The following is a 23455-nucleotide window of genomic DNA, read 5'->3' on the forward strand; positions in this document are numbered from 1 at the left end:
ATATAATTCATGGTGAGAATGAGGATCGCTAATAATGCACATCGAGTTTCGCCACCTCAAGACGATCCGCGCCATCCACCAGGCGGGGGGGCTCGCGCGGGCGGCGGATATTCTGCACATCACCCAATCGGCGCTCAGCCATCAGATCAAAGGGTTGGAGGATCAGACCGGGGTGGAGCTTTTCGTGAGGCGTTCCAAACCCTTGCGCCTCTCTGCCGCCGGTCATCGGCTGCTGCGCCTGGCCGAGAAGATCCTGCCCGAGATCGAGGCGCTGGAGCAGGAATTCGAGGGGCTGCGCGAGGGCAGCGCCGGGCGGCTGCATATTGCCATTGAATGTCACGCCTGTTTCGAATGGCTCTTTCCGGTGCTGGAGCGGTTTCGCAAGACCTGGGGCGATGTGGATGTGGACATCCGGCCCGGTCTTGCCTTTGACGCACTGCCCGCGCTCCAAAAGGAGGAGGTGGATCTGGTCATCTCCTCCGATCCCGAGGACCTGCCCGGCATCAGCTTCAAGCCGCTGTTCGATTACGAACCGGTTTTCGTGGCCTCATCTCAGCACCCGCTAGCGGCGAAGCCCTATGTGGAGGCGGCGGATTTCCGCGAAGAGGTGCTCATCACCTACCCGGTGGACCGCTCGCGCCTTGACGTGTTCACCGAGTTGCTGACCCCCGCCAAGGTCGAGCCGCGCAGCATCAGGCAGGTGGAGCTGACGGCGGTCATCCTGCTTCTGGTGGCGTCAAATCGGGGGGTGGCGGTGCTGCCCGATTGGGTGGTGCGTGAGGTGCGCACAAGCTCGGATTACGTTACCCGCCCGCTGACGGCGGAGGGCAAGACCAAGCGCCTCTATGCCGCGATCCGCGATGATGACGCAGACAAGCCCTATATGGCGCATCTCTTGCGGTTGGCGCGAGAGATTCCCGTGCGGCTTCAGCGGGGCGAGACGGCCAGCGCCGAGAGGTGATCAGGCAGGGCGCGCGCGGTGATCTCAGCCTCGCGCACCAGCGCGTCGAAGTGCAGCGAGAGCGCCTCGACCCGTGCGTTGTCGCGGAACACCAGATAGTTGCGGCCGATATAGAGCACCGCAAGAAGCGGGCCAAAGATCGTGATCGGCGCGGAATAGAGCCGGTGCGCGTCGAAGAGATAGAGCCGCAGGCGGGGATAAAGCTGGCGTGCGACCGTGATCAGGTGGTCAAGCTGTGCGCGGCGCAGATCGGCGGGCAGGTCGCGATAATAGCCCTCGCCACGGGCGAAGCTCTCGATCTCGTGGAGCGGCAGAGCGATCTCGTAATCCGAGCGCGCGGCACGCATCCAGGCCATGCGGTCCTCTGACGCGCCGATGGCCTGATCGGCAGAGCGCCCGAGCGAGGGCGCGTATTCCCATTGGAGCATGGCGCGGGTCTTGAGCATGTCCGGAAGCGCCGCGGGAACGTGGCGGATCTTGTAGCCCGCCGCCTCCTTGTGCCACTGGAAGATCTGCTCATCCACCAGCGCGCGCGGCGCCTCGGTCAGCGAGAGCGAATTGGCCAGCATGTCAGCGGCGGTCTCGGGGCGCGCGGTCAGGCCAAGCAGCCAGTCCGCCGAGACCCCGAGCGCGCGGGCACATTCCCCCACCACCTGCGCATTGGGCAGGCGGGCTCCCGCCCCCTTGAGCAGTTGCGAGATGGTCGAGCGATCCACGCCGATGGCACGGGCAAGCGCGCTCTGGTTGGTAGCGCGCAGGTGCATCGCCTCGTCGAGGCGCGTGCGGAAGAGCTCAGCGCGGATACGTTTGTCGATATTATCAGACATATGGTGATTAAACTCACATTTGATGGCTAAAGTTAACCATTCTCGCAATTCCCGATCAACCGAATCTCGATCATTCTCCCTCAAGCTCAACGAAATGGAGGAAAGATGGAGACGCGGATGCGCAGCATCGTGAAGGCGGTGATCTGGAACATGATCGGCCTGACGGTCATGGCGCTTGTTGGTTTCGCAGTGACCGACTCGCTGATGGCGGGTGGCACGATGGCGGTTATCAACAGCGTGATCGGCTTTGCCACTTACCTGATTTACGAACGCATCTGGGCGCATGTTCACTGGGGGCGCTGTCATGGATAGGGCGCGGGTGGAATGGCCAACGCTGGCGCTTCTGGCCGCGACCTATGCACTCTGGGCGCTGGGCACGACATGGGCGGCGGCGCAGTGGTTGCCGCTGGGGATTGTCCTGGCGGGGCTCGCCATCGCGCAGCATTCCTCGCTTTGCCATGAGGCGCTGCATGGCCATCCGTTCCGCGCGCGGTTCTGGAACGAGGCTTTGGTGTTTCCGTCGCTCTGCCTCGTGATCCCCTACGGGCGGTTCCGCGACACGCATCTCGCGCATCACCACGAGGAAATCCTGACCGATCCCTATGACGACCCCGAATCGAATTACCTCGATCCGGCGCATTGGGCGCGGCTGCCCGATTGGGCGCGCGCGGTGCTGCGGGCGAACAATACGTTACTGGGGCGGATGGTGCTGGGGCCTTTCGTGGCGCAGGTGGCTTTTCTGCGCGCCGACTGGGCGGCGATCCGGGACGGGAACCGGGCGGTTCTGCGCGCGTGGGCATGGCATGTGCCGGCGGTGGCTCTGGTGCTGGCCTGGGTCGCGTTCACCCCGATTCCGCTCTGGGCCTATCTGGTATCGGTCTGGCTGGGCTTGGGCCTGTTGAAAATCCGCACCTTCCTCGAGCATCGCGCGCATGAACAGGCGAGCGGCCGCACGGTGATCATCGAGGATCGCGGGCCGCTGGCACTATTGTTTCTCAACAACAACCTGCATGTGGTCCATCACATGCATCCCGAGGTGCCGTGGTATCGCCTGCCCGCGCTCTATGCCGCCCGGCGCGCGCATTATCTGAAACGCAACGGCGGCTATCGCTACCGTTCCTACGCCGAGGTCTTCCGCGCCCATTTCCTTTGCGCCAAGGATCCGGTGCCACATCCGCTCTGGACAGGCGAGGGGATTCCCTGAGCGGACTGGCCAATCCCCGCGATCCGCGCCATGAAAGCGCATGGAGCCGTGGATCACCCTCTCGATTGCCGCCGCCGCGTTTCAGACGCTGCGTTTCATGCTGCAAAAACATCTCAGCATGGGCGCGCTGAGCGCAGGCGGGGCGACGCTGGCGCGGTTTCTCTATTCGGCACCTTTCGTGATGGCGCTGGCGGTCGGATACCTTTTGGCCATCGGCGTGGCGTGGCCCGGCTACACACCGCTCTTCTGGGCCTATGCGGTGGTGGGCGGGGTGTCACAGATCCTGGCGACATGGGCGGTGGTCGCACTTTTCGCGGAGCGAAATTTCGCCGTCGGCATCGCCTTCAAGAAGACCGAAGTGGTGCAGACCGCTATTGTCGGGCTGATCGTTCTCGGCGACCGGCTGAGCATGGCCGGGGTGGGCGCGATCCTTCTGGGCCTCGTCGGCGTGCTGCTTCTGTCGCAGACGCCAGGGCTTGCGGGGCGATGGTGGCGGCGGATCGGGGCGCGCGCGGCGTTTCTCGGCCTTGCTTCGGGGGCGTTCTTCGCCGTCTCGGCCGTCGGCTATCGCGGTGCGACCCTGGAGATCGCAAGCGACGATCCCTTCCTGCGCGCCGCGCTCTCGCTGGTGGTCGTCACCACGATGCAGGCGCTGGTTCTCTCGCTCTGGCTCGCATGGCGCGAGCCGGGACAGGTGGCGCGCGTCGCGGCGGCCTGGCGCACGGCCATATGGATGGGGCTGGCGGGGATGGGCGGAAGCCTGTGCTGGTTCACCGCCTTCACGCTTCAGAACGCGGCGCTGGTCTTTGCGGTGGGGCAGGTCGAGGTGATCTTTTCGCTCGCCGCCTCTTGGCTGTTTTTCAGCGAACGACTCAGTGCGCGCGAAGGCTGGGGAATCGCCCTTGTCACCCTTTCAGTGATCGCAGTGGTGGCGCTCCGTTGAGCCTCAGGAACAGGCTCTCCTCGTCATCGTTGCGAAAGAACGGAACCGAGGTGGGCGGCGTGCGATCATGGGCGCGCGCTGCCACCTCGGCCAGAACCACCTCGGTGATGAAGGGCAGATCGAAATGGCGCGCCTCGGGCAACGGGATCCATTGCAGGTGGCTCAGTTCCTCGCAGGCGGCGGAAAAATCGTCCGGGTCGCCGACAAGGGCCTCGGCATGAACCAGAAAGAAACGCGCGTCGAACCGGCGCGGGCGGCCCGGCGGCGTGATGGCGCGAAAGACGAATTGCAGCGCATCCGCGCGGGGCACGAGGCCACGGGCGGCGAAGCCCTGCCAGTCGGGCGGCACGTCGCCGGGCCACGCGCCAGGCAGTCCGAGGGCAAGGCCGGTTTCCTCCCACAACTCGCGGATCGCGGCGGCGGCGATGGCGTGGGCGAGATCGGCCGCGCTTTCCTCGCGCAGACGTTCGGCGCAGAGATCTGGCAGCGGACAGGCGAGCGGCACCCCGGCATCGCCCGGATCAACCGCGCCGCCGGGAAAGACGAACTTGTTGGGCATGAACACTGCGCTTGCCCCGCGCTGCCCCATCAGCACATGCGGCACGCCCGCGCGCTCGTTCAGGACTATGACGGTGGCCGCATCGCGCACCGGTACATCTTCCCTGGTCTTGTCCATCTTGAATCCCCTTCCGAGCGGGGCTCAGTCCTGCGCGCCGAACCCGTGCATCCGCTTGGCCCATTGCAGCCCGACAATGGCCCCCTTGAGCCGGGGCAGAAGGTAGAGCGAGAGCGCGATGGTGCCAATGGCGAAAATGGTGAAGAGCACGAGCGGCTCTGGGCGCCACGTCTCGAACACGATCATCAGGAGCGGAGCCATGAGATGCCCGACGATGAGGATCGTCAGATAAGCCGGGCCATCGTCGGCGCGATGATGACTGAGGTCTTCCTGACAGACCGGGCAATGATCGCGCACGGTGAGATAGCTGCGCAGGATCGGGCCGGACCCGCAATTGGGGCACTTGCCTTGAAACCCACGCCACATGGCGGGCTTGACCGGGCGATCGGCCTCGGCGGTGAGCGTGGTGTCGCGCATGACTGTCCCCTTTGATGGTGGCGTTAACATGAGGCGACGCGATGGAAATTTGAAGATGACAGCCTGTCCTTGCGGCGCCATGTCGCAAATCCGCACCCTGCAAGCAGGGTGTTTTGCCCCGGCGCATTGACGGCTATAGCTGGGCCATGGCACGGGCGCGCAAAAAATCAGCAAAGGTCGGGCGGGTCAGACCGCTGGCATTCGTGCGGCGATGGGTGTTGCGGGCGGTGTTGGCCGCCGTCGTGCTTCTGGCGGTCCTGATCATTGGCTACCGCTGGGTGAACCCGCCCACCACGATCTATATCTGGCAGGAAGGGCGGCGCCTTGGCGGGGTGGCACAGGACTGGGTGCCGATGGCGCGGATCGCACCGGTGATGGCGCGCTCTGTCGTGGCGGCGGAGGATGCGAATTTCTGTCTGCACTGGGGCTTTGACATGGGGGCGATTCGCACGGCCATCGCGGAAGGGTCGGGCCGCGGCGCCTCTACGCTCAGTCAGCAGGTGGTCAAGAACGTGTGGCTCTGGCATGGGCGCAACTGGGGCCGCAAGGCGCTTGAGGCGATGATCACGCCGGTGATGGAGACAGCCTGGCCCAAGCGGCGCATGCTTGAGGTCTATCTCAACGTGGCCGAGTTCGACGAAGGGGTTTTCGGCGTCGAAGCGGCCGCGCGGCATTATTTCGGAGTGAGCGCCGCCGACCTGAGCCCGGTGCAGGCGGCGCGCCTTGCCGCCGTGCTGCCCGATCCCAAGGGGCGCTCGGCCAGCCGCCCGACGGAGCGCCAGCGCCGCCGCGCCGCACGGATCATGGATGGGGCGGCCACCATCGCCCGCGACGGTCGCGCCGCCTGTTTCGAGGATTGAATCCCGCGCCCGAAGCGGGCATTGAGGGGCAATTCCCGTGTTCTGCGCAGGTGACCGATGGCCCGTCTCTATCACGTCCCGCTCTCGCCCTATTGTCGCAAGGTGCGGCTTGTTCTGGCCGAAAAGCGGATCGAATGCGAACTGGTCGAGGAACGCTACTGGGAGCAGGACGCCGATTTCCTGCGCCGCAACCCGGCGGGCAAGGTGCCGGTCCTGCGCATGGACGGGCTGACCATGGCCGAAAGCGCCGCGATCTGCGAATTCATCGAGGAAAAGCACCCTACCCCGCCGCTTATGCCCAATGGGCCGGAGGCGCGCTATGAGGTCCGCCGCCTTGTGGGCTGGTTCGACGACAAGTTTCATGCCGAGGTCACCTCGAAGCTGCTCTATGAGCGGGTGAACAAGAAGATGATGAAACAGGGCTTTCCCGACAGCCGCAATGTCAAGGACGGGGCGCGGGCAATCAAGTTTCATCTCGATTACATGGCCTGGCTTCTGGATCATCGCCGCTGGCTGGCAGGCGATGTGATGACGCTGGCGGATTTTGCGGCGGCGGCGCATCTGTCGTCGCTGGACTATATCTCGGATGTGGACTGGCACCGTTCGGAGGTGGTCAAGGATTGGTATGCCAAAATCAAGTCGCGGCCCGCGTTCCGGGGGCTTCTGGCCGATCAGGTGCCCGGCTTCCCGCCGCCTGCGCATTATGCCGATCTGGATTTCTAGGTCAGGGGCGCTGCCCCTCTTGGCCTGCGGCCAATTCACCCCGGGATATTTGGGGCCAGAAGACGCATGGATGGGATGAAACAGAGACTGGTCGCGCAGGCGCGCGCCGAGGGGTTCGACGCCTGTCGGTTATGTCGTCCTTGGGATGTGGGTCATGTGCCAGAGCGATTGGCGGCGTTTCTGGCGCGGGGGTATCACGGACAGATGGCGTGGCTGGAAGAGCGTAGTCATTGGCGGGGCGCGCCCGAGGTGCTCTGGCCCGACGCGCGCACGGTGATCGTGCTGGGCGAAAGCTATACGCCGGAAGGCGATCCACTTGCCGGGCTGGCGCGGCGGGACTGCGGCAACATCTCGGTCTATGCGCGGGGCCGTGATTACCACGACACCGTCAAGAAGCGGCTCAAGCGACTGGCGCGCTGGCTGATCGAGGAGGCCGGGGGCGAGGTGAAGGTGTTTGTCGATACCGCGCCGGTGCCCGAGAAACCGCTGGCGCAGGCGGCGGGTTTGGGCTGGCAGGGCAAGCATACCAATCTGGTGAGCCGGGAGCTTGGCAACTGGTTCTTCATCGGGTCGGTGTTCACGACGCTGGACCTGGAGACTGATCCGGCGGAGGTTGATCATTGCGGCTCGTGTCGGGCCTGTCTCGATATCTGCCCGACACAGGCTTTTCCCGCGCCCTATCAGCTCGATGCGCGGCGCTGCATTTCCTATCTCACGATCGAGCACAAGGGACCGGTCGATGAGGATTTGCGGTCCTTGTTGGGGAACCGCATCTATGGCTGCGACGATTGTCTGGCGGTTTGTCCCTGGAACAAGTTTGCGGTCGAGGCACGGGAGGTGCGCTATGCCGCGCGCGCCGATCTTGTCGCGCCCTCGCTGGAGCATCTGGCGGGGTTGGGTGAAGCCGGGTTTCGGGAACGGTTCTCGGGCAGTCCGATCAAGCGGATCGGCTGGACACGGTTTTTGCGCAACGTTTTATATGCCATCGGCAATTCGGGGCAGGCACGGCTGCGCGTCGTGGCGCGCGGCCATCTGGGGCATGAGGACGCAGCGGTCGCGGATGCGGCGCGCTGGGCACTGGAAAGGCTGGGACGGTGACGCTTTTGCTGGGGGTCGATACGGGCGGAACCTATACCGATGCGGTGCTGATCCGGAACGAGGCCGAGGTGGTGGCCTCGGCCAAGGCATTGACCACGCGGCACGATCTGGCGGTGGGGATCGGGCACGCGGTGGAGGCGGTGCTGCGCGCGAGCGGGGCGGATGTGGGCGAGATCGGCCTTGCCTCTCTCTCGACCACGCTGGCGACCAATGCGCTGGTCGAGGGGCAAGGCGGGCGCGCGGGCCTTGTCTATATCGGGTTTCGCGCGGCGGATTTGCAGGCGCATGGGCTGGCCGAGGCGCTGGGCGGCGATCCGGCGATTGTGCTGGGCGGTGGCCATAACCACGCCGGGGGCGAGGCGATGCCGCTGGATAAAGACGCCCTTTTGGCATGGTTAGAGACTGGGACAGGGGCCGAAGCCTATGCGGTGGCCTCGCTTTTTGCCACCCGTAATCCAGCGCATGAACTGGCGGCGGCAGAGATGATCCGCGCGGTCACGGGGCGGCCCGTGAGCCTGTCGCATCATCTGTCGGCCAAGCTCAACGGGCCGAAACGGGCGCTGACCGCGCTGCTCAATGCGCGGCTGATCGGGATGATCGCGCGGCTGATCGACCGGGCCGAGGGCAAGCTGCGAGAGCTGGGCATCCATGCGCCCTTGATGGTGGTGCGGGGCGACGGGGCATTGATCAGCGCGGATCAGGCGCGGGAACGGCCCATCGAAACGATCCTGAGCGGGCCGGCGGCGAGCATTGTGGGCGCGCGTTGGCTGACCGGGGCCGAACATGCGCTGGTGTCGGATATTGGCGGAACGACAACCGATGTGGCGGTGCTGCGCGCGGGGCGACCGGCGATTGACCCCGAAGGCGCGCGAGTGGGTCCGTGGCGCACCATGGTCGAAGCGGTGGCGATGCGGACCTTTGGGCTGGGCGGTGACAGCGAGGTGCATGTGCGCGACGAGGGGCTGGAAGGGGGCGTGACCCTTGGCCCGCGGCGGGTGGTGCCGGTGAGCCTGATGGCGGCAGAGGCCCGCGCGGCGGTGCATGTCGTGCTGGAGGAACAGTTGCGCACCGCGGCCCCCGGAGAGCAGGACGCGCGGTTCGTGCGCGCGGTGCCGGGGATCGAAGCCGGGGGCCTTGGCGAGCGTGAAGAGGCGCTGTTGGGCCGGATTGGGGTCGATGTATGCGCCGTTGGCAAGGTGCTCAGAACCCGAATGGATGGGGCCGCGCTGACCCGGTTGGTGCGCCGGGGTTTGGTGCAGGTCGCGGGCATTACACCGTCGGATGCAAGCCATGTGTTGGGCGGCTTGGACAGTTGGGATGCCGAGGCCGCGCGCATGGCGCTGGAACTGGTGGCGCGCAAGCGGACGGGATCGGGCAACCGGCTGGCGGAGGGGGCGGAACATCTGGCGCGGATGATCGTCGATCGCCTCACGTATCAGACGAGTTTGGCTTTGTTAGAGACTGCTTTTGCTGAGGAGAAGATGGATTTTGGCCTCTCGCCTGCGGCGCTGGCGGAGCATGTGTTGATGCAGAGGGGCCTTGACGGGCACCGCGGGCTGGTGCGGATCGAGAGCGGGCTGGCGGTGCCGGTGATCGGGCTTGGGGCCTCGGCGGCGAATTATTATGGCGCTGTGGGCGCGCGGTTGGGCTGTGAGATGATCCTGCCTGCGCATGGCGGTGTGGCCAATGCGATTGGCGCGGTGGTGGGGCGCGTGACGATCCGGCGCGCGGGCACGGTGACATCGCCCGCCGAGGGCAAATACCGGGTGCATCTGGAGAGCGGACCGCAGGATTATGCCGCCTCAGAGGCGGCGATGGCGGCACTGGAGGCAGTTTTGCGCGCCGAGGCGCGGGCCGAGGCCGAGGCGGCGGGGGCGGTCGATATACATCTTGCCGCCCGGCGGGAGGTCAAAGAAGCGCAGGCCGAGGCAAGGCGGGTGTTTCTGGAGGCCGAAATCGTGGTAGAGGCAAGTGGACGGCCAAGGATCGCCGTCTGAAGAGTGGGGGCGCTGCCCCCGTCGCCCGACGGGCGACTCCCCCGGAGTATTTCGGGAACGGTGAAACGGAGGGTGACATGGCGGCAGCGGATCGGTTTGACGCGGATATGGCGGCGCGGCTCGACGGCTTGCGCGAGGACGGGCTTTACAAGGTGGAGCGGGTGATTTCCTCGATGCAGGCGGGGGAAGTGCGGCTAGCGGATGGGCGGGAGGTGGTGAACCTCTGCGCCAACAATTACCTCGGGCTGGCGGATCACCCGGAGGTGATCACGGCGGCGCATGCGGCGCTGGACCGCTATGGATTCGGCATGGCGAGCGTGCGCTTTATCTGCGGCACGCAGGAGGAGCACAAGGCGCTGGAGGCGCGGATTGCCGGGTATCTCGGCAAGGAGGATGCGATCCTCTATGCGGCGGCCTTTGATGCCAATACCGGCCTGTTCGAGACCCTTCTTGGGTCGGAGGATGCGATTATCTCTGATGCGCTCAACCATGCCAGCATCATCGACGGGGTGCGGCTGTGCAAGGCGCAGCGGTATCGCTATGCCAATCGCGACATGGCCGATCTGGAGCGGTGTTTGCAGGACGCGGCGGGCGCGCGGCATCGGTTGATTGCCACGGATGGTGTGTTTTCGATGGATGGCACCTATGCGCCCCTCGATGAGATCTGTGATCTGGCGGCAAGGTATGATGCGCTGGTGATGGTGGATGATTGCCACGCCACGGGGTTTGTCGGCGAGAGCGGGCGCGGCACGCCGGAGCGGTTCGGGGTGATGGAGCGGGTCGATATACTGACCGGCACTTTGGGCAAGGCGCTGGGGGGCGCGTCGGGGGGCTATACGGCGGCAAGTGCTAAGGTGGTGGACTGGCTGCGGCAGCGGTCTCGGCCCTATCTGTTCTCCAACACGCTGGCGCCGGTGATTGCGGGGGCGTCTCTGAAGGTGTTTGACCTGTTGCAGGACGGGGCCGGGCGGCGCGCGCTGCTGTGGGAGAATGCGGCGTATTTCCGGGAGCGGATGGGCATGCTTGGGTTCGAGCTGTTGCCGGGCGAACATGCGATCATCCCGGTCATGCTGCGCGATCCGAAACTGGCGCAGGAGATGGCGGCACGTCTGAACGAGCGGGGCGTTTATGTGACGGCGTTCTCGTTTCCGGTGGTGCCGAAGGATCAGGACCGCATCCGCACGCAGATGAGCGCAGGTCTCACGCGCGGGATGCTGGACCGGGCGATTGATGCCTTTGAGGCGGTGGGGCGTGACCTTGGGGTCATTGCATGACGCCCCTCCCCTCTGTGATCGAGGCAATTGGCGGCACGCCTTTGGTCGAATTGCGCCGTGTCCGAGAGGCGCTTGGCCTTGAGGGACGCTTGCTGGCCAAGCTGGACTATCTCAACCCCGGCTTTTCCAAGAAAGACCGCGCTGCGCGGGCGATCATAGAGTCGGCGCGAGAGAGCGGGGCGTTGCGCGACGGGCAGACCGTGGTGGAACTGACCTCGGGCAACATGGGCACCGGGCTGGCGATTGTCTGCGCGGTGCTTGGCCATCCCTTTGTCGCCGTGATGAGTGTGGGCAATTCTGAGGAACGCGCGCGGATGATGCGTGCGCTAGGGGCGGTGGTGGTGCTTGTTCCGCAAGCCGAAGGGGCCAAGCCGGGAGAGGTGTCGGGGGCGGATCTGGCGCTGGTCGAGGCGGCCGCGCAGCGGATCACGCGGGAAAGGGCCGCGTTCCGGGCCGATCAGTTCGCGCGGGCGGGCAATCCGGAGGCCCACGCGACCGGCACCGCGCCCGAAATCTGGGAGCAGTCGGGCCACGCGGTGACCGCGTTCTGCGATTTTGTCGGCTCGGGCGGCACGGTGGGCGGCGCAGCGCGGTTCTTTGCGCCTCTGGGGGTGCCGTGCTATGCGGTGAACCCTGATCGCGCGGATCATCCGATCCAGGGGGGCGGTTATGGGATGCCCAATCTGGTGCATCTGGACGGGGCCGATCTGGCGGGCGAGGTGACGGTCTCGGGGGCCGAGGCGGCGGATCATGCGCGGCTGCTGGCGCGGCTAGAGGGCATTTTCGGCGGCTATTCCGCCGGGGCTAATCTGGCTGCGGCGATCAGGCTCCTGCAAGGTCCCGAGCGCGGCGGTTGCGTGGCCTTTGTGATCTGCGACAGCGGGTTGAAATATCTAAGCACCGATTTGTGGGAGTGATCCGATGACCAACGAGATGAAGGCGCTGGTGAAATCACGGCCCGAGCCGGGGCTGTGGATGGACTATGTGCCGGTGCCGGAGGTAGGCCCGTCGGATGTGCTGATCAAGGTGCGCAAATCCGCCATTTGCGGCACCGATGTGCATATCTGGAAATGGGATGAATTCAGCGCGAAAACCGTGCCGGTGCCGATGGTGGTGGGTCATGAATTCGTCGGTGAGATCGTCGATTGCGGGCCTGCGGCGGTGAAATACAAGATCGGACAGCGGGTTTCTGGCGAGGGCCATATCGTCTGCGGCACCTGCCGCAATTGCCGCGCCGGGCGCGGGCATCTGTGCCGCAATACCAAGGGGGTGGGGGTGCATCGGCCCGGCAGTTTCGCGGAATATGTCTGTATCCCCGAGATGAACGTGGTGCCGATCCCCGAGGACATCCCTGACGAGATCGCGGCGATTTTCGATCCGTTCGGCAATGCGGTGCACACTGCGCTGAGTTTCGATCTGGTGGGCGAGGATGTGCTGGTCACGGGGGCCGGACCCATCGGCATCATGGGCGCGCTGGTCGCGCAGAAGGCGGGCGCGCGCAAGGTGGTGATTACGGACATCAACCCCTACCGGCTTGACCTTGCCAAGCGGATGGGGGTGCAGCATGTGGTCGATGTAAGTCGCGAGACGCTGCGCGACGTGATGGACGCGATCGGCATGACCGAGGGGTTCGACGTGGGGCTGGAGATGTCAGGCGCGGCGCCTGCCATGCAGCAGATGATCGCGCGGATGAACAATGGCGGCAAGGTTGCGCTTCTGGGCATCGCGCCGACCGAATTCCCGGTGGACTGGAACGCGGTGATTTTCAAGATGCTGCATATCAAGGGCATCTATGGCCGCGAGATGTTCGAGACCTGGTACAAGATGATCGCCCTTGTGCAATCGGGGCTGGATGTGTCGGGATTGATCACCCACCGGATCGGGATCGACGATTTCGAGGCGGGCTTTGCCGCGATGATCTCGGGCAATTCCGGCAAGGTGGTGATGGACTGGTAAGGCGCTCAGGCCGCCACGCGATCCTGCGGCAAGAGCGCCGAAGGCGCGCCGATCGCGAGGAGCGTCAGCCGGTGCATGGCGCGGGTGCAGGCGACGTAGAGCAGGTTGCGGTCCATTTCGGTGCGGTAAGTTTCGGCATTGGCGTCGGGGATGATGACGCGGTCGAATTCCAGCCCCTTGGCGAGATGGGCGGTGCACACCATGACGCCGCTGGCAAAGCCGGTGCTGTCGGCGTCGAGCAGCCGCGCCTCGATCCCGGCCTTTTCCAGATCGCGGTGCAGCCGCGCGGCGGCCTTCTGTGTCTTGGCGATCAGCGCGAGATTGGTGTGTTCGGAGGCGTGGAAAGCGGCGATGGTGCGGGCGATCTCGTCCATCGCGCAGACGCGGTCGGGCACGCTGAGCACGCGCGGCGCCTCGTCATGACGCTCCATGGCGATAAGGTCGGGGTTGGGCGCGATGGCCAGCGCGAATTGCATGATCTCCCAGCTTGAGCGGTAGCTTTTGTTGAGCGTCACGCGGATCGCGGATCTGAGCACCTTTGCGATGCTCTCGGCGCTTGAGGCGCTATAGGGATTGACCGCCTGTGTCGCGTCACCAAGGATCGTCTTGCGACAGGGAAAGAGGTGATCGAGCACCGCATATTGCACCGGCGTGTAGTCCTGCATCTCGTCCACCAGCAGATGCTTGACGCCCGACCACGGGTTTTCCAGCCCCTCAAGCCGCATCCTGAGATAGATGAGCGGGAAGACATCGGCATATTCAAGCCGCCCACCCGTGAGCTGAAACAGATCAGGCCGCTCGATCCAGTCGAAGAATTCCTTGTAGGCCTTGCGCAGGGTGGTGCGACGAATCATGCCGCGCAGGGCGGTGCGGATCGTGGCGCGCTCTTCCTTGCGCAATTCGATGCGGTATTGATCCTGAAACTGGCCGATGACCGAATTGGCGGTGGCGGTCACGCGCTCGTTGGCGGGCAGGCTTGCGTATCGCGCCCAGGCGGTCTCGAAGACGAAACCTGGCAGCGGGCGCTTGCGGATCACCACGTCCGCACCGACAAAGGTGGTCTTGTCCAGATGGGTGGCATAGGCCGCGATCTGGGCGAGGAATTCGGGCGTGGCCTTGGCGCGGATGCGCTCCTGCGCGGCCTGATCGTCGGTTTCGAGCAGATGGGTAGTCTGCTCAAAGAAGCTCTGAAAGCGGAGGTTGCCGCCCAAAAGCTGTGCGGCCAGCGTCTCCATCCCGATTTCTGGGACGGTTTCTTCGCCCAGTTCGGGAAGAACGTTACCGATGTAATCGGCAAAGACCCGGTTGGGGGAGATGATGAGAATATCCGACGAGGTGAGCGTATCCTTGAAGCGGTAGAGCAGAAAGGCGATGCGGTGCAGCGCGATCGAGGTCTTGCCCGACCCGGCCACGCCCTGAATGATCAGCGTATGCGCCTCGGCATCACGGATGATGGCGTTCTGGTCGCGCTGGATGGTCGCGACGATGTTCTTCATGCCCTCGTCGCTGGCGCGGCTTAACTCGCGTTGGAGAACGTCATCGACGATGTTCACCGACACGTCGAGCATGAAATCCATCCGGCTGTCGCGGATGCGGAATTGCCGCTTGAGTGTGAGATCGCCCGCGATGCGGCCCGAAGGAGCGTCATAATGGGCGGGGCCGGTCTCGAAATCGTAGAACAGCGACGAGACCGGCGCACGCCAGTCATGGACCCAGGCCGCGCCGTTGGTCTCGTCGCGAAAATCGTGCACGCCGATGTAAAAGGCAGTCGCCTGCGCGCTGGTGCGGGCAAAGTCGAAGCGGCCGAAGTAAGGGGATTTGCGCAGTTTCTCAAGCTTGATCTGTTGCGCGCGCAGCACGTCCGAAGAACGCATCATCTGGTCGATGGATTGCCGCATGGCCGCCTTGTCGAGGTGGTCCATGTCGCGCCGCGCCTCCCACATGTGGTCGTGGCTCTCCTGTATCTCGCGCCCATAGTCCGACAGCCTGCAGGTGAGCAGGCCGAGATTCTCGTTGATCGCTACAAGACAGGCGGAAAGGTGCTGTGCCTCCTGGGTTTCAACGTCACTCATGCAAGCCTCTGGTCATGTGGCAACTTGGCCTAGTGGCCGTGACCGGGCCTGTCAACCCTGCGGGGTCTGGCGCAGCAGGTTCTCGATCTGCCTCGTAATCTCGGGCGAGAGCGGCTTGGTGCGCGATCCCCAGGTGCCCGCAACGCGGCCATCGGGGGTAATCAGAACCTTGTTGAAATTCCAGGCGGGCTGAAACCCCGTCTCGGCTGCGAGCGAGGCATAGAACGGATGCGCGCCCGCACCTTTCACCGGGGTGATCGTCGTCATCGGGATGTCGAGACCGAAATTCACCTCGCAGAATTCCTTGACCTCGGCCTCGCTGGCCAGTTCCTGCCGGAAATCGTTGGACGGCACGGCAAGCACGATCAACCCTGCGTCGCGGTAGCGGTCATAGAGCGCCTGCAAACCGTCATATTGCGGGGTAAAGCCGCAGCGCGAGGCTGTGTTGACGACAAGAACCGGCTGGCCCTTCCAGTCACTGAGGCGGATCTCGCCGCCGTCGATATTGCCGAAGGGTGCGGCCAGATCGAGCGCGGCGGCGGGCAGAGCGAGAAGCGTGGCGAAAATGGCGGCGATCAGGCGCATGATAACCCTCCTGTTGTCTGGCAGAGATACGGGCCAGGGCCGCGCGCGGATCACCGGGGCGTCATGACTGCGACGAATGGGCCCAATCCCAATACATCTCGCGCACACGCCCGGTGACCGGGCCGGGCTGATATTGCCGGTCCTCGAAGGCGGAGACAGGCGTCACCTTCATCAGATTGCCCGAGAGGAACACCTCATCCGCATCCTCGAAGTCGGCGAAACTCATCACCGTCTCATGCACGGTCATGCCCTCACGACGCATGTTGTCGATATGGCGCGCGCGTGTGATCCCGGCGAGAAAGGTGCCGTTGGCGATCGGGGTGAACACCTCACCATCCTTCACGGCAAACACATTGGCGGTCGCCGTCTCGGCCACATTGCCAAGCGCGTCGGCGACAAGTGCGTTGCCAAAGCCGCGGTCGCGCGCCTCTTTCAGCATGCGCGCGTTGTTCGGATAAAGGCAACCCGCCTTGGCATTCACCACCGCATCCTCAAGCACCGGGCGGCGGAAGCGCGTGCGGCAAAGCGTGGTGGCGGTGCCCGGAGGCGGCATCGGGATCTCCTCGAGACTGATGGCAAAGCCGGTCGCCCCCTCCTTGGGCAGCACGCCCAGATACCCGCCCTCGAGCGCCCAATACATCGGGCGGATATAAATCGCCGCACCCTTTGGATAGGCCGACAGCCCGTCCCAGACGATCTCCTCGATCTCGCCCGCGCTCAGCGTCGGCGTGATCATCAGCGCGCGCGCCGAGGCGTTGACGCGGGCACAATGGAGGTCAAGATCGGGGGCGATCCCCTCGACGAACCGCGCCCCGTCAAAGACCGAGGTGCCAAGCCACATGGCGTGATCTGCGGCCTTCATCACCGCCAGATCGCCGTCGTGCCAGCGCCCGTCGAAATAGGTGCGGATATTGGTGCCTGTCGCCATGCGCTGTCCTCCTGTCTGACGCGAGGTTAGGCCGCGCGCGGGCCTGCGTCCAGAGGGGTCAGCCGCGCGCCGGGGCCTCGTCCAGAAGTGCGTCAAGATCAAGCCGCGCATTGACCATGGCAAGCCGCCCCTCCGCGTCGCGTGGCCAGTCAGCCTCGGGCTTGTCGCGGTAAAGCTCGACCCCGTTGCCGTCCGGATCGCTCAGATAGACCGCCTCGCTCACCCCGTGATCGGCGGCCCCGTCAAGCGGAATACCCGCCTTGATCACGCGCCGCACCGCATCGGCTAGCGCCACCCGGTCAGGGTAGAGAAAGGCAGTGTGGTAGAGCCCGGTATGCCCCGGCGGCGGCGGTGTGCCACCGGCGCTTTCCCAGGTGTTCAGCCCGATATGGTGGTGATAGCCCCCCGCCGAGAGAAACGCCGCGCGCCCGCCGGAGTAATATTGCTGAAGCTCGAAGCCGAGCACGCCGGAGTAAAACCCGATGGCGCGCTCAAGGTCGGCCACCTTGAGGTGAACATGGCCGATACGGGTAGCGGGATGGACGGGAGTGGTCATTGACGTGGCTCCTGAAATGATCTTGACACCCCAGATGATGCACCCCGCCCCCCCAACCTGCAATTCCGCAAGGAGGCGCAGAATATGTGCGGGTCCGGATCGCCCGCAAACTGAATGAGACGAAGCGGCGCAACAGACCCCTGCCCGAACCATCCTAACCCGCATAATTCATGAGGCCCTCACTGCTGCCTCTGAGTGGCTTTTTCCAATAGGCGCTTTGTGCCGATCGCATGTGTGATCGGCCTCCGGTTTTTGCGGCGCGAGGGCGTTGAACAGAAGGCGGATGGGGTCGATCTCGATGCGGGCAATGATGCGTCGCTCTTTCGGCCACGACCGGGCTGCATAGGAGAGGGACTTGAACCGGCGCAGTTTCTGGTCCCCGCGCGCAGGCATTGAGAAACCGGCGTTGTTCTTTGGTGGACTGCTCCGGAGGTTTGGAACACAGCAGTTTCGACGACCCCTCTGGGCCGCCCTGTGTTTTTCGGAATTCTGAAACATGCGCTTTCGCGAACGAGGCTTCATTTGTCAGATTTGACCTTGGCCCAATGGCGCCATGCCAAGGTTGATGCAGATCAGCCAAGCGCGCCCTTTTTGCGCCGAGCCAGTTTGTGCGTCGCGACCCAGGATGCCGAGTTGCGTGTCGATGGAAGCACTTGACTGATCCATGTTGTGGTGCCGTCCAGGTAAAAGATCAATGTAGAGCCGATGAGCGACCAATGGTCGGAATTTAGAAGGGCTTGAACAAAATGAACCAGATCATCTGGATAGTTGGGCTCGTGGTGATCGTCATGTTCATCCTGGGCTATCTCGGCCTGCGTTGAGCGCAGCGAGATCGGCAAGCCCGCGCAGCTTTTGCGCCGATAGAATGCCACGGGCCGATCTGCTTCGGCCACGGGGCGCGAATGTGTGCACCGGCACGATCCGGTGCGTTCGACCCATGACCGGAGAAACAGAATGAGTGCCACCGTCACACAGACCGCGAAAACCGCGCCCTCGCCCGAAGATATCAGCCAGCAGATCGAGACCCTGCGCGCTGATCTGATGAAGCTTGCCTCGACAATCACGGGTGACGTGGCCGAGGGGGTCGACAGTGCGGGAAGACAGATCAGCCAGACCGGCCGCGACGCCCGCGAGACCGCCACCAATGCCGTGCTGGAACATCCTCTGGCTGCTGTCGGGATCGCTGCGGGCCTTGGGCTGCTGCTCGGACTTGTCGTGCGCAAGGGCTGAGGGGTCATGGCAATCCCGCTACTTGACCCGCTTCGCACCGGTCTTTCCGCGCTCGCAGGGGATGCGGTGGAGCGGGTCGCAACGGGGATTGCGACGCTGGTTTTTGGTGGCGTAGCCGTTGCGCTGATGGTGGCTGCCGTGCTCGTCGCACTCACTGCCGAGGTCGGTTTCCCGCTGGCGGCGCTGATTGTCGCCAGCGTGTTCGCGGCACTTGCGCTGGCCGTGTATCTGCTCGGGCGCAAGCTGTCGGCGCGCCGCGCCGAACAGCGTGCGGTTGCGCGTCGTCAGGCCAGGGCCGATATCGTCCTGGCCGCAGCGCTCTCCCGCTCAGCCCGGCCGTTACTGCCCGTCGCGGCCTTCCTCGCGGCCTTCGCTTTGATGCAACGGCGGTGACAGGTGCGCGGCGGCATTGAGCCGTCGCACGAACGCTACAGCGACGATCAAGGTCGGTGTGGCGACCAGCGCACCCGCAGCCCCCCAAAGCCAGGCTCCGAACACAATTCCGGCAAAGATGGCAATGGGGGCGATCCGGAGGCGCGCGCCGACCACCATCGGCGTGACCACCTGGCTTTCGATCATATTCAGCACCACCACCACGGCGAAGGGTGCAAAGGCAACGAGCGGGTCCTCGAACGACACGATGCCGACACCCAGCGTGACCAGCGCCATGATGGCGATTCCGATGAAGGGCATGAAGTTTGCAAGCGCCGCGGCCACCCCCCACAGCGGGGCGTTCGCCACGCCGAGCAGCTGGAACGCGACCCCGATGCACAGCCCCAGCCCGAGATTCACGGCGGTGATTGCCAGCAGGTAACGGGCGACATTGGTGCGCACATCGCGCATTGCCCGGCCGACCGCCCGACGTGTCGATGCGTCCGGCACAAGCGACATTCCCCAGCGGGCAAGCATCACCCGGTCGCGTAACAGGAAGAAGGTCAGCATCGCCCACAATGCCGCCCCTGCCGCCAGCCTCGGGGCACCGATGGCCCAGTCCGCCAGCAGGCGCTGGCCACCCTCAACAAGCCTTTCCACCGTATGGTCTGCCGTGTCAGGCGGTGCTTCGGCCAGCGGCGGGCCAGTTTCTACTATGTGTGGGGCATTGGTGCCGGTGTCAAACGTAGTCGACAATCCGGACAGGATCTCGCGCACGCGGCGTTCCATCTCGCGCAGGATCTGCGGCGCCCGTTCGTTCCACGCCTCGGCCGAGGGGGCAAGCGCATAGACGGCCGTCGCAGCCCCGAGAAGCAGCCCGCCGACGACCAGCGCGGCACAGGGCGACGTGGGCACCCCGGTACGTTCCAGCGTCTGGACAGCGGGCACGAGGGCGATGGCGCAGAGAACCGCCAGCACCGTCGGGATCGCGATCAGGCTGGCGGCGTTCAGCGCCGCGAGCATGCTCACCCCCGCGATGACGCCGAGAAACACAGTCTGGAGCCCGCCACGATCAATTGCGGAGAACCACCCGAGGGGTGGCGCACCGCGCGCAATCGCGCGGTCAAGGTCTGGATGATCTTCCGGCATGTTGGGTGGCAGCCTTTTCGAACTGATCAGCGGGCAGGATACCCGTGCCTATTGCGCCCGCCCCCAAGCGGATGGGCATGCTTCTGCGCTTTGCAAGTCACAGCATGCTGCGGGGCAGCGTCATCGGACGCGGTGGACAATATCAGCCACGACCACACGTCCTGCTGATCCAGGTTAGGGTCGCGCGGGCGGCAAACTGCAAAGGTGACGTTGGCAGTGCCGTTCGGCCGCCCGACTCTGTGGGCCATGCGCGGCGCCCTTCTAAAATCGATGGAGTTTGGAACATGGACAAGAACCGGATCAAGGGAACCGTCAAGCAGGCCAAGGGCACCGTCAAGCAACAGGCGGGCAAGCTTGTCGGCAACCCGACCCTAGAGGCCGAAGGCAAGATCGAAAAGGCCGAAGGCACGATTCAGAAGGCGTATGGCAAGGCCAGGGACGCTCTGCGCACGAGTTGATTGCGCAATCGTTCAGCCGCAATGAAAGGTCAAACCGGTGAAAGACAAGTAGAAGCCCGGAACCGGAACGCCGAAGGGCGTCAAGGTGCCGAGCGCCTACAAATCCCGCGAGTGCGAAGGCAGTCCCAGCCAGACCGACGCGGCGTTCCACAACCCAACCGGCAGGGCAAAGGATGGCTCCCGCAAGGGCTGATGTCTCTGCCGGATGGTCCCGCCGCGACGTCCCTCGCGTGGCGGGGCCAATCAATGCGAAACCGAAAACAGGAGCCGTATCATGCTCAGTACCATCTTGATCGTCATTCTCGTGTTGATGCTCCTCGGCGTGCTACCCACTTGGCGGCACAGCCGCTCCTGGGGCTATGGCCCCAGCGGCACCATCGGTCTGATTCTGGTGGTGCTCATTGTCCTTGTGCTGACAGGGCGCCTGTAGCAGGCTGATCGCCAAGGTCCGAGGCAATGTGCCTCGGAACAACCGGACGGTCCGGCAACCTCGCCGTGGGGTAGCCGCGCTCAGCGGCGGCGCACCGAGTTGCCACCGGCGAGGATACCGTTGATCAAAGTCGCCACCGCCGCATTCAGCGCATCCCTGTCGCCCTTAGGCGCATTTTCATGTGCCGCCGCAGCATCCTTGAGAACCCCGACAACCTCCCTCTCCGGCAGGATCTTGTGATCGTTCAGTGCGAGCAAGAGCGACTCGCAAATGGCGAGCGCAGCGGTTCCGGCAATGTCGTTGGGGACGGTCATGGTCGGTTGCGCCTTCGCTCTGGGGACGGGGGTTCCGCTCGACAATGCCCGGAACATCTCGCGATCATAGCCCTGATCTGATATCCTGAACTGATTTACAGCAGTCTGACACCGCTCTTTTCCGGATATATCCGTTAGCGAACCGGAAGCTGCAGATCCCGATTGGACCATTCATGCTGACTGAACTCAGCCCGCTCACCCGCAAACTCTCGGCCTTCGTCGCGCTCTCGGACGCCGACCTTGCGACGCTGGCGGGCTTTGACCGTCGCCGGCGGAGCTTTCAGCCGGGGCACGAGATGATCCATGAGGGGCAGACAGGCTCATCGGCCTTCGTGCTGGCGAAAGGCTGGGCCTGTTCCTACAAGCTTTTACCCGACGGCGAGCGGCAGATCGTGGACTTCCATATCCCTGGCGATTTCCTCGGGTTGCGCAGCATCCTGTTCCGCACATCGGATCACAGCCTCGAGGCGGTGACCCGCATCGAGGCGTCCGAGATACTCGCCTCCGACATTCTCGACGCCTTCGCGCGGGCGCCGCGACTGGCCACCGCTGTTCTCTGGGCGGCTTCGCGTGATGAGGCGATGGTGGTGGAGCATCTGGTCAGTATCGGCCGCCGCTCGGCCGAGGAACGCATGGCCCATTTCCTTCTGGAATTCGCCACGCGGCTTGCGTTGGTGGGGCTGGGCGACAGGACGGGCTACGACTGCCCCGTGACCCAGTATCATCTCGCCGATGCTCTGGGGCTCAGCGCCGTGCATGTGAACCGCGTCCTGCGCCATCTGCGCGAGGAGGGGCTCGTCACCTTCCAGAAGGGGCGCGTGACCTTCGACGACTTCGGGCGCCTCACGACGCTCGCCACATTCGACACGGCCTATCTCGATCAGAATGGACCGCTGCTGCGGTGAAGGTCTCTCCGGCGAGTCGCGCCGGAGGGGAGAGTTTCGCAACAGGCGTGGATTACGCGAGCGCTTTGGTCGCTGCATCAAGCTCGCGGCTGCACTCGCCATCGTGCTTTGCGGCCATCACCTTTTCGGCCGCCTAGTAATGCTTCAGCGCCGCATCCTTCTTGGGTCCGGCCGGCGCCTTGTCTCAGGCCGCCTTGACGATTTTCATCCTCTCGGCGGTATGCGGCACGGAGGATTTCACTTCCACGCGCTTCGTCCTTTTTCGCCTGTTCGAATTGACGAAGCCTTCCCGCCGGACCGGAACGATGCTCGGTTGCCAAGCGGGAGAGCCTCGCCATCACTCGTGACAAACGATTGACGGCGGAATCTGTTGCCGTCTCAGGAATCTTATCGACGAACCCTGTGGACCAGACTGATGCATGTTGGTATTTCAAGCAATAGTTTCGCCGAGCCCCAAGGCCGTGCATGCAAGAAAAAAACGGGCGCGGGCATCGACCCCGGCCCGTCGCATTTCTCGAAGCCATCGACTGCGCTCAGTTTGTCGGTGTGATAACGATTTCCACCCTGCGGTTCTGCGCCCGCCCGGCTGCGCTCGCATTCGAGGTGATCGGCTCATAAAAGCCTCGGCCGGAAACCGTTATCCGGGCGGCAGACGTGCCGGCCGCGATCAGTTCCCGCGCGACGGCCATCGCCCGTTCCTGGCTGAGCTGGTTGTTGTAGGCCGCCGAGCCGACATTGTCCGTGTGGCCGATCACCCGGACCGTCGAGTTCGGATGCTGCCGCAGGCTTTCAGACACAGCGCGCAGTGCGGGGCGGAATCCGGGATCGACCACTGACGATGCGGTGCGGAAAGTCACCGATTCCGGCAGGATGACCCGCAACTGCGAGCCTGTGTTGGTTACATCAGCCCCAGTGCCTGCCAGAGATCGGCGCAGTTCCCGCTCCTGCGCGGCCATCTGCGCTCCGATCGCGCCACCAACGGCCGCCCCGATGGCGCCACCGATCACAGTTGCCTTGGTGTCGCCGCCGATCACCTGTCCTGCCGCCGCGCCTGTCAAGCCGCCGATGATCGCGCCAGTGCCGGTCTGATTGCTTGTTCCGTCAGTGTTCGTACACCCCACAAGTGCCAGCGATGCCGCCGTGACAGCGATCGCAATCGTTCTTCCCCGGCTGCCCATCCTGCATGTCCTTTCTTGGGGCGCACCCGCAATGCAAAAGCCATGCGGTCCCCCGAATGAAACAGACAATGGCAGGAATACCCATGGGACATGCTGATCTGTGTCAGCCCGATGTTGGTTCGAACGACCTGCCTGGTCATGGCAAGATTGAACCGGATCGTCAGCGAGCTGCGGCGCATCAGCGCGTCATTGCTTCTGGGCCAGATGCGGGTCTTGCAGGTCTGGGGTGTCGGTCTGCTCATGCCCTCCAGCCATAACGGCGCAGCCACGAGACGAACCACTCAGCCCATCTTACCAACAGCGCCGGTGTGAGGCATCTCCGTAGCCCTCCGAGCGTCCGTT

At 64.4% G+C, this 23455-nt stretch carries 27 protein-coding genes; 16 read left to right on the top strand and 11 right to left on the bottom strand.

Going from position 1 to position 23455, the window contains the following annotated elements:
* The first annotated feature begins 34 nt into the window (after positions 1-34).
* Positions 35-961: a LysR family transcriptional regulator gene (locus tag KAK09_RS09140; protein WP_210878634.1), complete on the top strand. Its 927-nt coding sequence runs from the start codon at positions 35-37 to the stop codon at positions 959-961.
* On the opposite strand, the gene KAK09_RS09145 is transcribed toward KAK09_RS09140, so the two are convergent.
* A complete protein-coding gene (locus KAK09_RS09145) occupies positions 928-1788 on the bottom strand; it encodes a helix-turn-helix domain-containing protein (protein WP_210878635.1) in 861 nt (286 codons plus the stop codon). The genes KAK09_RS09140 and KAK09_RS09145 overlap by 34 nt on opposite strands.
* A gap of 105 nt (positions 1789-1893) precedes the next feature.
* On the opposite strand from KAK09_RS09145, the gene KAK09_RS09150 reads away from it, so the two are divergent.
* From KAK09_RS09150 to KAK09_RS09160, 3 genes are read left to right on the top strand one after another with little or no spacing between them, the layout of a single operon-like run.
* Positions 1894-2100 carry a DUF2061 domain-containing protein gene (locus KAK09_RS09150; protein ID WP_210878636.1) on the top strand — a complete coding sequence of 69 codons (207 nt, stop codon included), beginning with the start codon at positions 1894-1896 and terminating at the stop codon, positions 2098-2100.
* On the top strand, positions 2093-2992 hold the full coding sequence (locus KAK09_RS09155) for a fatty acid desaturase (protein WP_210878637.1): 900 nt from the start codon (positions 2093-2095) through the stop codon (positions 2990-2992). The genes KAK09_RS09150 and KAK09_RS09155 overlap by 8 nt, the downstream gene beginning before the upstream one ends.
* Before the next feature lie 40 nt (positions 2993-3032).
* Positions 3033-3935 (top strand): EamA family transporter, encoded by a 903-nt coding sequence (locus KAK09_RS09160; protein ID WP_210878638.1) that lies wholly within the window; start codon positions 3033-3035, stop codon positions 3933-3935.
* On the opposite strand, the gene KAK09_RS09165 is transcribed toward KAK09_RS09160, so the two are convergent.
* Positions 3898-4611, bottom strand: coding sequence for an NUDIX hydrolase (locus tag KAK09_RS09165; protein WP_210878639.1), 714 nt, complete (start codon positions 4609-4611; stop codon positions 3898-3900). The two genes, KAK09_RS09160 and KAK09_RS09165, sit on opposite strands and share 38 nt — an antisense overlap.
* 24 nt (positions 4612-4635) lie before the next feature.
* On the bottom strand, positions 4636-5028 hold the full coding sequence (locus KAK09_RS09170; protein ID WP_210878640.1) for a DUF983 domain-containing protein: 393 nt from the start codon (positions 5026-5028) through the stop codon (positions 4636-4638).
* Between the two features lie 146 nt (positions 5029-5174).
* On the opposite strand from KAK09_RS09170, the gene mtgA reads away from it, so the two are divergent.
* The 7 genes from mtgA (at position 5175) to tdh (ending at position 12936) form a co-directional block, all read left to right on the top strand.
* Positions 5175-5888: a monofunctional biosynthetic peptidoglycan transglycosylase gene (gene mtgA, locus KAK09_RS09175; RefSeq protein WP_210878722.1), complete on the top strand. Its 714-nt coding sequence runs from the start codon at positions 5175-5177 to the stop codon at positions 5886-5888.
* A gap of 57 nt (positions 5889-5945) precedes the next feature.
* Positions 5946-6611, top strand: coding sequence for an FtsZ-binding protein FzlA (fzlA, locus tag KAK09_RS09180; RefSeq protein WP_210878641.1), 666 nt, complete (start codon positions 5946-5948; stop codon positions 6609-6611).
* A gap of 66 nt (positions 6612-6677) precedes the next feature.
* Positions 6678-7709, top strand: coding sequence for a tRNA epoxyqueuosine(34) reductase QueG (gene queG, locus KAK09_RS09185; protein ID WP_210878642.1), 1032 nt, complete (start codon positions 6678-6680; stop codon positions 7707-7709).
* A complete protein-coding gene (locus KAK09_RS09190) occupies positions 7706-9706 on the top strand; it encodes a hydantoinase/oxoprolinase N-terminal domain-containing protein (protein ID WP_210878643.1) in 2001 nt (666 codons plus the stop codon). Before queG ends, KAK09_RS09190 begins: the two co-directional genes overlap by 4 nt.
* 77 nt (positions 9707-9783) lie before the next feature.
* Positions 9784-10980: a glycine C-acetyltransferase gene (locus KAK09_RS09195; RefSeq protein ID WP_210878644.1), complete on the top strand. Its 1197-nt coding sequence runs from the start codon at positions 9784-9786 to the stop codon at positions 10978-10980.
* Complete coding sequence (locus tag KAK09_RS09200; protein ID WP_210878645.1) at positions 10977-11897, top strand: PLP-dependent cysteine synthase family protein; 921 nt, start codon at positions 10977-10979, stop codon at positions 11895-11897. Before KAK09_RS09195 ends, KAK09_RS09200 begins: the two co-directional genes overlap by 4 nt.
* Before the next feature lie 16 nt (positions 11898-11913).
* Complete coding sequence (gene tdh, locus KAK09_RS09205) at positions 11914-12936, top strand: L-threonine 3-dehydrogenase (RefSeq protein WP_210878723.1); 1023 nt, start codon at positions 11914-11916, stop codon at positions 12934-12936.
* A gap of 5 nt (positions 12937-12941) precedes the next feature.
* On the opposite strand, the gene KAK09_RS09210 is transcribed toward tdh, so the two are convergent.
* The 5 genes from KAK09_RS09210 to KAK09_RS09230 form a co-directional block, all read right to left on the bottom strand.
* Entirely contained in the window at positions 12942-15008 is a 2067-nt protein-coding gene (locus KAK09_RS09210; protein ID WP_210878646.1) for a HelD family protein, read from the bottom strand.
* Between the two features lie 51 nt (positions 15009-15059).
* On the bottom strand, positions 15060-15593 hold the full coding sequence (locus KAK09_RS09215; protein WP_210878647.1) for a glutathione peroxidase: 534 nt from the start codon (positions 15591-15593) through the stop codon (positions 15060-15062).
* A gap of 61 nt (positions 15594-15654) precedes the next feature.
* Positions 15655-16521, bottom strand: a complete 867-nt coding sequence (locus KAK09_RS09220) for a branched-chain amino acid aminotransferase (protein WP_210878648.1) — start codon at positions 16519-16521, stop codon at positions 15655-15657.
* Positions 16522-16579: 58 nt separating this feature from the next.
* On the bottom strand, positions 16580-17077 hold the full coding sequence (locus KAK09_RS09225; protein ID WP_210878649.1) for a VOC family protein: 498 nt from the start codon (positions 17075-17077) through the stop codon (positions 16580-16582).
* Positions 17078-17649: 572 nt separating this feature from the next.
* The gene (locus KAK09_RS09230; protein WP_210878650.1) at positions 17650-17949 is read right to left on the bottom strand and encodes a hypothetical protein; all 300 of its coding nucleotides are present in this window, start codon (positions 17947-17949) and stop codon (positions 17650-17652) included.
* Between the two features lie 82 nt (positions 17950-18031).
* On the opposite strand from KAK09_RS09230, the gene KAK09_RS09235 reads away from it, so the two are divergent.
* Positions 18032-18307, top strand: coding sequence for a glycine zipper domain-containing protein (locus KAK09_RS09235; protein ID WP_210878651.1), 276 nt, complete (start codon positions 18032-18034; stop codon positions 18305-18307).
* A gap of 6 nt (positions 18308-18313) precedes the next feature.
* Positions 18314-18700, top strand: a complete 387-nt coding sequence (locus KAK09_RS09240; protein WP_210878652.1) for a hypothetical protein — start codon at positions 18314-18316, stop codon at positions 18698-18700.
* On the opposite strand, the gene KAK09_RS09245 is transcribed toward KAK09_RS09240, so the two are convergent.
* Complete coding sequence (locus tag KAK09_RS09245) at positions 18647-19828, bottom strand: AI-2E family transporter (protein WP_272491256.1); 1182 nt, start codon at positions 19826-19828, stop codon at positions 18647-18649. The genes KAK09_RS09240 and KAK09_RS09245 overlap by 54 nt on opposite strands.
* A 284-nt stretch (positions 19829-20112) precedes the next feature.
* Here KAK09_RS09245 and KAK09_RS09250 point away from each other — a divergent pair, with 284 nt between their 5' ends.
* The gene (locus tag KAK09_RS09250; RefSeq protein ID WP_210878654.1) at positions 20113-20286 is read left to right on the top strand and encodes a CsbD family protein; all 174 of its coding nucleotides are present in this window, start codon (positions 20113-20115) and stop codon (positions 20284-20286) included.
* Positions 20287-20560: 274 nt separating this feature from the next.
* Positions 20561-20716 (top strand): DUF3309 family protein, encoded by a 156-nt coding sequence (locus KAK09_RS09255; protein WP_210878655.1) that lies wholly within the window; start codon positions 20561-20563, stop codon positions 20714-20716.
* A gap of 80 nt (positions 20717-20796) precedes the next feature.
* On the opposite strand, the gene KAK09_RS09260 is transcribed toward KAK09_RS09255, so the two are convergent.
* Positions 20797-21030 (bottom strand): hypothetical protein, encoded by a 234-nt coding sequence (locus KAK09_RS09260; RefSeq protein ID WP_210878656.1) that lies wholly within the window; start codon positions 21028-21030, stop codon positions 20797-20799.
* A 173-nt stretch (positions 21031-21203) separates the two neighbouring features.
* Between KAK09_RS09260 and KAK09_RS09265 the strand changes: the two genes are divergently transcribed.
* Entirely contained in the window at positions 21204-21935 is a 732-nt protein-coding gene (locus tag KAK09_RS09265) for a Crp/Fnr family transcriptional regulator (protein WP_210878657.1), read from the top strand.
* A gap of 533 nt (positions 21936-22468) precedes the next feature.
* Here KAK09_RS09265 and KAK09_RS09270 read toward each other — a convergent pair.
* Entirely contained in the window at positions 22469-23113 is a 645-nt protein-coding gene (locus KAK09_RS09270; protein WP_210878658.1) for a YiaD family glycine zipper/OmpA-like lipoprotein, read from the bottom strand.
* Positions 23114-23455 lie beyond the last annotated feature (342 nt).

This window comes from Roseovarius autotrophicus (assembly GCF_018069895.1).
GTDB classification, from domain to species: Bacteria; Pseudomonadota; Alphaproteobacteria; order Rhodobacterales; family Rhodobacteraceae; genus Roseovarius; species Roseovarius autotrophicus.